This is a genomic window from Tepidimonas sp. (assembly GCF_036825565.1).
Taxonomy (GTDB): domain Bacteria; phylum Pseudomonadota; class Gammaproteobacteria; order Burkholderiales; family Burkholderiaceae_C; genus Tepidimonas.
Genome location: NZ_DAISXZ010000088.1, coordinates 1 through 8,333, shown reverse-complemented (window position 1 = coordinate 8,333; position 8,333 = coordinate 1). Strand labels below are relative to the sequence as shown.

The following is an 8,333-nucleotide window of genomic DNA, read 5'->3' as shown; positions in this document are numbered from 1 at the left end:
GCCGTTGACCCGTCCGTTGCCGGCGGGGTGGACGCGGGGCCGGCGGACGGCACCGACGCCACGGTGGAAGGGGTGAGGGCGGCGGCCGCAGCGGGCGCTGGATCCGCCGGTACGGGCGCAGATGCCGTTGGCACAACGGGTGGCGGGGGCGCACTCCGTTCAGGCGTCGCGCTGAGCGCAGGGGCCGGCGCACTGCGTGGGCGCTCGGCGGCGGCTAGAGAGCGTGGCGGCGGAGCCGGGGCCTCGACCGAGGCGGCTGGCGGCGCGGGGACCGCGGCAGAAGACGCCGTCAGCAGAGTGGCTTGCACCACCGTGGGCGCGGGCGGGGACGCGGAGCGTGCGCTCCAGGCACCGTGCAGGGCCCACAGGGCGGCGGCATGCGCGGCCAGCACCCCCGCCACCGTGCCTGGCAGCCGGGCTCGGTGGGTCGTCACGCGGCCTGGCGGTGGCGGGGCCGGCGCAGGGGCTGGGGGGACGAATGCGGCGCGCATCATGCCTTCAGAATCCATGTCGTCGCCAGCAGCACGAGGACGAGGCTGGCCAAGAGGACCGCAATCGGGATCATAGACACTCCAACGGGTGGAAAGCGCCGTGGCACAGGAGGGCCGGCGTCAGTGCGTCGATGGTCGCGGCCCCGCACAGCGCCATGGCGCCGCGCAGCTCGTCGTGCCAACGCCGCCACAAGGCGGCCACGCCAGGGGCGCCACCCTGGGCCAGGGCGGCCACCAGCGGCCGGCCGAGCAGCACGGCGTTGGCGCCCAGGGCGAGGGCCTTCAGCCCATCCGTCGCCCGGCGCAGGCCGCCATCGACCAGCACGGGGCAGCGGCCCTGCACGGCCTTCACCACGGCCGGTAGCAGCGCGGCGGTCGGGGGCAGGCCGTCGAGCACGCGCCCGCCGTGGTTCGATACGATGAGTCCGTCGCACAGATCGGCTGCGCGGTCCGCGTCGGCTGGGTGGGTGATGCCCTTGAGCAGCAGTGGGAGCGGGCTGTGCGACCGCAGCCAGGCGACGTCGTCCCAGTCGGGCGCACGCGCCAGCAGGGCCTCCAGCGTGCCGGTTTCGGGCCGGGCAGGTAGGTTGGGTTGCGGCCAGTCCGCGGGCAGCGCAAAGCCGCTGGCGCGCTCGCGCTCGCCCGCCCACTGCACCGGGGCGTCCACGGTGAGCACGACCGCCTCGTAGCCCGCGCGGTGGGCCCGTTGCACGAGGCGCTGCCAGTCGTCCCGTTCGCCGTACGGGTAGAGCTGGAACCACAGGGGCCCGCGCTGCGGCTCGGGCAACACCGCCCGCGCCACCGATTCCAGCGCCGTGCTCGCCTGGGTGGACAGCACCAGCCCCGCCCCTTGGGCGGCGCAGGCGAGGGCCAGGCCCCGTTCGGCATCCGGATGGGCCAGCGCCAGGTGGGCCATGGGCGCGGCCAGCCAGGGGGTTGGCCAGCGCCGGCCCAGCAGCGTGACCTGGGTGTCCACCTGCCGGGGGGTGGCGAGCACCCGCGGACGCAGGCCGATGGCGCGCCAGGCTGCGACGTTGGCGCGCAGCGTCACCTCGTCACCCGCGCCGCCCTCGAAGTAGGCGCGGATGGCGGACGCTGCCAGCGGCGCGGCGGGTGTGGTGTCGTAGGCACGGGCGGTCATGGCGTGGCCCAGAGACGCAGCAGGTTGTGGTAGACCCCGCTGAGCGCCAGGGTCTCGCGCGTTTCGCCCAACTGCTGGCGCAGCCGCAGCAGGTTCATGTCCAGCTCGAAGAGCAAACGGCGTTGTTCGTCGCTGCGCACCATGCTCTCGATCCAGAAAAAACTGGCCAGGCGTGCGCCGCGCGTCACTGGCGTCACCTCGTGCACGCTGGTGCCGGGGTAAAGCACGGCGTCGCCTGCCGGGAGCTTGATGCAGTGCGTGCCGTAGGTGTCGTGGATGGTCAGCTCTCCCCCGTCGTAGTCCTGCGGATCGCTGAGGAACAGCGTGCACGACAGGTCGGTCCGCACCCAGGTGTCGTCGGCATGCGAGTGCAGTACCGCGCCGTCCACATGGGGGCCGTAGGCGGGGGCCTCGGGGCGGTAGCGGTTGAACAGCGGGTTGTACAGGCGCCGCGGCAGCGCCGCCGACAAGAACAGCGGATCGCGCCCGACCGCCGCCCGCACCAGGGCCTGCAGACGGCGGGCGGCCTCGCTGTCCTGCGCCAGTTGCTCGTTGCGTTTGACCGCCGAGGCCTGGGCGCCGGCGCTGGTGCGGCCGTCGAGCCAGAGGGCTTCGTCGGCCAGCAGCCCGCGCGCGGTGGCCAGCTCCTCGGGCGTCAGCACACCCTTCAGGTGCAGCAGCATGGCAGGGCTCCTGCGGACTCAGAACACCGTTTTGACGCTCAACATGACCTTGCGCGGCGCCCCGGGGGTGTAGAACCCGCGGTACAGCGCATCGGCATACAGCTTGTCGGTCAGGTTGGTGACGTTGAGCTTGACCGTGGTCCGCTCGTCGACCGTGTACTCCACCATGCCGTCCCAGGCGGTGAACGACGGCGCCACATAGGTGCGCTGGCCCTCGGGGTTTTGGGCGCCCCGGTGCGTCCACCCGATGCCGACGCGCCATTGGGGGGCGAGGCGATAGGTGGTCCAGGCGCTCAGGCTGTGCCGGGGGGTGAGGGCGGGGCGGTCGCCCTCGACCTGGGCGCCGGTGCCGTTGGCCGACAAGGCCTGGTTGCTGCGGTCGATGCGCGCGCTCGGAATCCAGGTGTGGTTGTAAAACACCTCCCAATTCGGGGTCAGGCGCCCTGCCGCGCTGATTTCCACCCCGGTGGCGTGGCGTTTGCCCGACAGCAGCATTTGCTGGGCGGCGCTGTCGGGGTCGGTGTTGCGCTCGTTGAATTTTTCCGCGCGGAACAGCGCGACGCCCAGGCTGGCGCGCTGCTGGAAGAGCTCCCACTTGGCGCCGATTTCGGCGTTGCGGCTCTTTTCGGGCGGGGTGTTGGCCAGCTTGGCGTTGCTGCCACCCGGGGCGAAGGTGCCCAGGGCAAACTGGTAGGTGTCCCCCGAGGTGTTGTACGACTGGCCCAGCGACACGTAGTAGGACGCCGTCTCGCTCGGTTGGTACAGCGCGCCGATGCGCGGGCTCCACAGGTTCTCGGTGACCGATCCGGTGTTGCCCGCGGTGTCGCGGTAGGTCGCGCGGAAGCGGTCGAAGCGCAGCCCGCCCACCAGCTTCCAGTGCGGCGTCAAGGCCACCACATCCTGGACATACAGACCCAGGCTGTCGGCGTCGAAGGTGTTGAGCGGGGGCGCACCCCGGGTGTCGGCCCGCCAGGCGCCGTCGTTGGGTGTGCCCACCGTGGTGCCCAGGCCGGAGGCGGCGCCGCCAAAGCTGTTGTTGCGCCGCGCATCCTCGACGGTCAGATCGACCCCCGCCGTCAGGTGATGGGCCAGCCCCCCAGCCTGGAAGCGGTGGCTGTAGTCGCTTTGGATCTGGGTGATATCGCTTTGGCCATAGCGCCCTTTGGGATTGCAGTTGAGCCGCGTGGCGTCCGTGGGCGGGTTGGCGAGCGAAACCGCCTGTCCCCCTGGCTGCTGCGCGGCGGGGGCGAAGGCGATGGCGCTCACCCACAGGTCGCGCTCGTAGCGGCCATGGCGCACGGTGGTGCGCAGCTCCTCCTGCGGGCCGAAGCGGTGGGTGTGGGTCAGGGTGAGCGCCGTTTGTTCGGTATTTTGGTAGTCGCTGGCCAGTCCGTAGTAGTTTTTGGCGGGCAGCACCGGCACGATGGTTCGGGTGGGGTCGGTGGCGCTGCCCGTCAACAACCAGGGGTGGTTGTAGTTGGGGCGGCCCTCGGTCTGCAGGTGGTACAGGTCGATCTGGAACTCGTCGCGTCCGCCGATGTCGGTGCGCCAACTGGCGGCAAGGCCGCGGCGGTCGTCCTTTGCCCCCCAGTTGTCGCTGTTTTGGGCCATGGCATTCAGGCGCACCGCGCTGTCGGGGCCGAGGGGCCGGTTCAGATCGGCCTGTACGCGGCGGTGGCCGCCGCTGCCGAGCGTGAGTTCCGCCTCGTACCGGTCCATCAGGAACGGCTGCTTGGTGACCTGGTTGACGACGCCGCCGGTCGAGCCCTTGCCGAACAGCATCGATGCCGACCCTTTGAGCACCTCGACCCGCTCGGTCGCGAAAGTGTCGCGGGTGATGAGCTGGCCCTCGCGCAGGCCGTCGCGGTAGATGTCGCCCGCTTGTCCGAGCGAGAAGCCGCGCAGGCGCACATCCTCCTCGCCGGTTTCGCCGGCCAGGAAGGTCACGCCGGCGGTCGCCTTGAGCACCTCGCGAAAGTCGTCGAGGTTGCGGTCGTCCAGCAGTTGCTCGGTCATCACCGTCACATGCTGGGGGATGTCGCGCAGGGCTTGCTGGCCTTTGCCCAGCCGGGTGTCGGTGGCGCGCAGGGTGCTTTTGGCGCGGATTTCGGTCGGGTCGCCCGCGTCGCGCACGGTGACGGTGTCCAGGCTGCCAGCCACGGCGTCGGGGGCGGGCGTGGCGGTTTGGGCGGCGGCCTGCAGACCGCTGGCGAGCAACAGCGCCCCCAGCGGTAGCGCGGCCATGGTTCGAGCAGCGGTGGGCGGGGTGGCGCGACGGGGAGCGAGCGAGGGGAAAATGGGGCGAGAGCGTGGCATGGTGGTCAAACGACGCAGCGTGTGATGCGCAAGTGTGGAAGGGATGGAGGTGGGAAAGGATGCTGAAAACGACGCTACATATTATATGCAAATGAGAACGATTCGCATAAACAAATTCATAAGCAGCTATCCATCGAATAAACGCTATCAATCATGCATAACGATTGTTGTGAGCTATGATATGCTCGTTTTCACGGAGTCGAGCCCTCCGCGCAAGCGGCCCACGGCGGCTCCGGTCGAGCCCGTTTTTCAACCACGAAAGGAAAGCAGCATGTCGCTGATCAACACCCAAGTCCCCGCGTTCAAGGCCCAGGCCTTCCACAACGGCAAGTTCGTCGAAGTCACCGAGCAGTCCCTCAAGGGCAAGTGGTCGGTGTTGATCTTCATGCCGGCGGCCTTCACCTTCAACTGCCCGACCGAGGTGGAGGACGCGGCGGACAACTACGCCGAGTTCCAGAAGCTGGGCGCCGAGGTCTACATCGTCACCACGGACACCCACTTCTCGCACAAGGTGTGGCACGAGACCAGCCCGGCCGTGGGCAAGGCCAAATTCCCGCTGGTGGGTGACCCCACGCACCAACTGACCCGCGCCTTCGGCGTGCACATCGAGGAAGAAGGCCTGGCCCTGCGCGGCACCTTCGTGATCAACCCGGAGGGGGTGATCAAGACCGCCGAGATCCACGACAACGCCATCGCGCGCGACGTCAAGGAAACCCTGCGCAAGCTCAAGGCCGCCAAGTACGTGGCCGAGCACCCGGGTGAAGTCTGTCCGGCCAAGTGGAACGAGGGCGCCAAGACCATCGCTCCGTCGCTGGATCTGGTCGGCAAGATCTGATCCCGACGGTCCGAACCGCCTCTGCGGTCCGGCTCCCCCGTCGGACCGCCCTCCGGCCCCAGCGCCTGTGGGTCTGGGCCGGACGGTCGGATGCTGCCCCAGTCATCCCGCCCATCCCCGGAGAACCCCATGCTCGACGATCAACTGCAATCCCAACTTCAGGCCTATCTGACGCGTGTCAGCCAGCCGTTCGAGCTGGTGGCCTCGCTCGATGACTCGGCCAGCGCCCGTGAGCTGGAGCAACTGCTGCGCACCATCGCCCGGCTGTCCGACGGCAAGATCGCCGTGCGCACCGACGGCACCGATGCGCGCCGTCCGTCCTTCGCCATCCGCCGGCCGGATGGGGCGCAGGACCTAACTTTTGCCGCCATCCCGCTGGGGCATGAATTCACCTCGCTGGTGTTGGCGTTGCTGTGGACCGGTGGGCACCCGCCCAAGGTGGCGCCCGAGGTGCTGGACCAGGTGCGTGCCCTCGACGGGGAGTATCGCTTCGAGGTCTATATGTCGCTGTCGTGCCACAACTGCCCGGATGTGGTGCAGGCACTCAGCCTGATGGCCATCCTCAACCCGCGCGTGCACGCCACCGTCATCGACGGTGCGCTGTTCCAGGCCGAAGTCGAGCTGCGCAATGTGATGGCCGTGCCGCTGGTTTTGCTCAACGGCGAGGTGTTCGTCTCCGGCCGCACATCGCTGGAGGAGATCGTCGCCAAGCTCGACACGGGCTCGGCGGCGCGCGCCGCGGCCCAGTTGTCGGCCAAAGATCCGTTCGACGTGCTGGTCGTCGGTGGTGGCCCGGCCGGAGCCGCCGCCGCCGTCTATGCTGCGCGCAAGGGTATTCGCACGGGCATCGTGGCCGAGCGCTTCGGCGGGCAGGTGAACGACACGCTGGCGATCGAGAACTACATCTCGGTCCTGGAAACCGACGGCCCGAAGTTTGCCGCCGCGCTGGAAGCGCAGGTGCGCCACTACGAGGTGGACCTGATGAACGGTCAGCCGGTTGCAGCGCTGTTGCCCGCCGAAGCGGTGGGCGGCTACGTCGGGGTGCAACTGGCCAACGGGGCCGAACTGCGCGCCCGCAGCGTGATCCTGGCCACCGGTGCGCGCTGGCGCAACCTGAATGTGCCCGGCGAGGCCGAGTACAAAAACCGCGGCGTGGCCTATTGCCCGCACTGCGACGGCCCGCTGTTCAAGGGCAAGCGCGTGGCAGTGATCGGCGGTGGCAACTCCGGCGTCGAGGCCGCCATCGATCTGGCCGGCATCGTTGCACACGTGACGCTGTTGGAGTTTGCCGATCAGCTCAAGGCCGACGCGGTGCTGGTCAGCAAGCTCAAGAGCCTGCCCAACGTGACCGTGCTGACCCAGGCCCAGACCCTGGCTGTGGAAGGCGACGGCCAGAAGGTGACCGGCCTGCGCTGGCGCGACCGCGCCAGCGGGGCGGAGCAGACCCTGGCGCTGGAGGGTGTGTTTGTGCAGATCGGGCTGGTGCCCAACACAGAGTGGCTGGATGGTGTGGTCGAGCGCAACCGCTTCGGCGAAATCGTGATCGACGACAAGGGGCACACCAATGTGCCCGGCGTCTTTGCCGCGGGCGACTGCACGACGGTGCCCTACAAGCAAATCGTCATCGCGGCGGGTGAAGGGGCCAAGGCGGCGCTGTCGGCCTTCGATTACCTGATCCGCACCCCGGCGCCGCGGGCGGAGCCTGCGGCGGTCTGACGGGCCAGAACGCACCCGGGCGGCGCTTGGCACCGCCCGGTTTTTTTTACTTTATGTCGTTGGCGATGAGCTGCGCGATGCGCTGCGCAGTGGCGGAACGGTCCGGCTGACCGTTGCCGTCCAGCACGACCACTGTGGCCCGCTCGCCGGTGGCGGTAACGCGGATGCGGTAGCGCGTCGGTCCGCTTTGCGCCGCGCTGGAACTGCCAAACCAGCCGGTGATGCGGCCGAGGAAGCCGCGTTCTTGCGCCTGCGGATTCGCATCCGGCGGCACATAGCGCACGAAGTACGTCCCCTCGGCGCGGTTGCGGTCTTCCACCGTGAAGCCGCTGCGGTCCAGGGCCAGCCCCACGCGGCGCCAAGCCCGGTCGAAGTTTTCGTCGATGACCACTGCCGGCTGGCCATCGACCGTTTCGATGCGCGCGATCGCCGGCCGCGCGCCCGCAGCGGTGGCAGCCTTGGATTGTTCCTGGCTCACGCCCAGCTTGACCATCAGGCGGCGCAGAAACTCGGCCTCCAGCTCCGGATCGGCAGGGCGGGCCTGCCAGACGGTGTTGTCTTTGCGTTCGGTGGTGTAGACCTCCACCATGCCGCGGTGGCTGATGAAGATTTCGCTGCCGCCCGCGGCGTTGCGCTCCACGCGGGTGCGAAATTTGTCTCGCTCCCCGGTCGAGTACAGGTTGTCGAACAGCCTGCCGATCGTGGAGCGGATGATGTCCTGCGGGATCTTGGCGCGGTTTTCGGCCCAATCCGTCTCCATCAGGCCCAGTTGCGGCTGGTCCAGCGTGAGCAGAAAGCCGTTTTCCTGCCAGAAGTCGCGCAGCGCAGGCCACAGGTCGTCGGGCGCGCGGTCCACGACCAGCCAGCGTTGGTTGCCCGCCCGTTCGATGCGGACATCGCCGATTTGCGCGGGGGCGGCGGTGCCGGTGGGTCGGGCGGCGGCCGTGGCCTCATAGCCCGACGCGGTGACCGACGCCCCGGGCAGCGCATAGCGCGAATCGCGCGCCAGTTGCGTCAGGTCCGGCGGGACTTCCAGGCGGTTGATCTGTTTGGCGCTCTTGTAGTCGATGCGGTCTTCCTCCAGCACCGAGCAGCCGCTGGCGAGCAGCGCCGCCAGGGCCAGGGGCGCGAGCCGCCACGCGGTGGAGGGG

6 protein-coding genes are annotated in these 8,333 nt (G+C 69.3%); 2 read left to right on the top strand and 4 right to left on the bottom strand.

Going from position 1 to position 8,333, the window contains the following annotated elements:
- Window positions 1–561: 561 nt before the first annotated feature.
- Genes V7026_RS10275 through V7026_RS10265 form a run of 3 tightly spaced genes read right to left on the bottom strand, consistent with a single transcriptional unit; the run spans window position 562 to window position 4,559 of the window.
- Window positions 562–1,632, bottom strand: a complete 1,071-nt coding sequence (locus tag V7026_RS10275; protein ID WP_334155295.1) for an alpha-hydroxy acid oxidase — start codon at window positions 1,630–1,632, stop codon at window positions 562–564.
- The gene (locus V7026_RS10270) at window positions 1,629–2,315 is read right to left on the bottom strand and encodes a Fe2+-dependent dioxygenase (protein ID WP_334155293.1); all 687 of its coding nucleotides are present in this window, start codon (window positions 2,313–2,315) and stop codon (window positions 1,629–1,631) included. Before V7026_RS10270 ends, V7026_RS10275 begins: the two co-directional genes overlap by 4 nt.
- Before the next feature lie 18 nt (window positions 2,316–2,333).
- Window positions 2,334–4,559, bottom strand: coding sequence for a TonB-dependent receptor (locus tag V7026_RS10265; RefSeq protein WP_334155291.1), 2,226 nt, complete (start codon window positions 4,557–4,559; stop codon window positions 2,334–2,336).
- Window positions 4,560–4,902: 343 nt separating this feature from the next.
- On the opposite strand from V7026_RS10265, the gene ahpC reads away from it, so the two are divergent.
- Complete coding sequence (gene ahpC / locus V7026_RS10260; RefSeq protein WP_068610816.1) at window positions 4,903–5,466, top strand: alkyl hydroperoxide reductase subunit C; 564 nt, start codon at window positions 4,903–4,905, stop codon at window positions 5,464–5,466.
- Between the two features lie 129 nt (window positions 5,467–5,595).
- Window positions 5,596–7,182: an alkyl hydroperoxide reductase subunit F gene (gene ahpF, locus V7026_RS10255; RefSeq protein WP_334155288.1), complete on the top strand. Its 1,587-nt coding sequence runs from the start codon at window positions 5,596–5,598 to the stop codon at window positions 7,180–7,182.
- A gap of 46 nt (window positions 7,183–7,228) precedes the next feature.
- Here ahpF and bamC read toward each other — a convergent pair whose 3' ends face one another.
- Entirely contained in the window at window positions 7,229–8,305 is a 1,077-nt protein-coding gene (gene bamC, locus V7026_RS10250) for an outer membrane protein assembly factor BamC (RefSeq protein WP_334155296.1), read from the bottom strand.
- Between the last annotated feature and the right edge of the window lie 28 nt (window positions 8,306–8,333).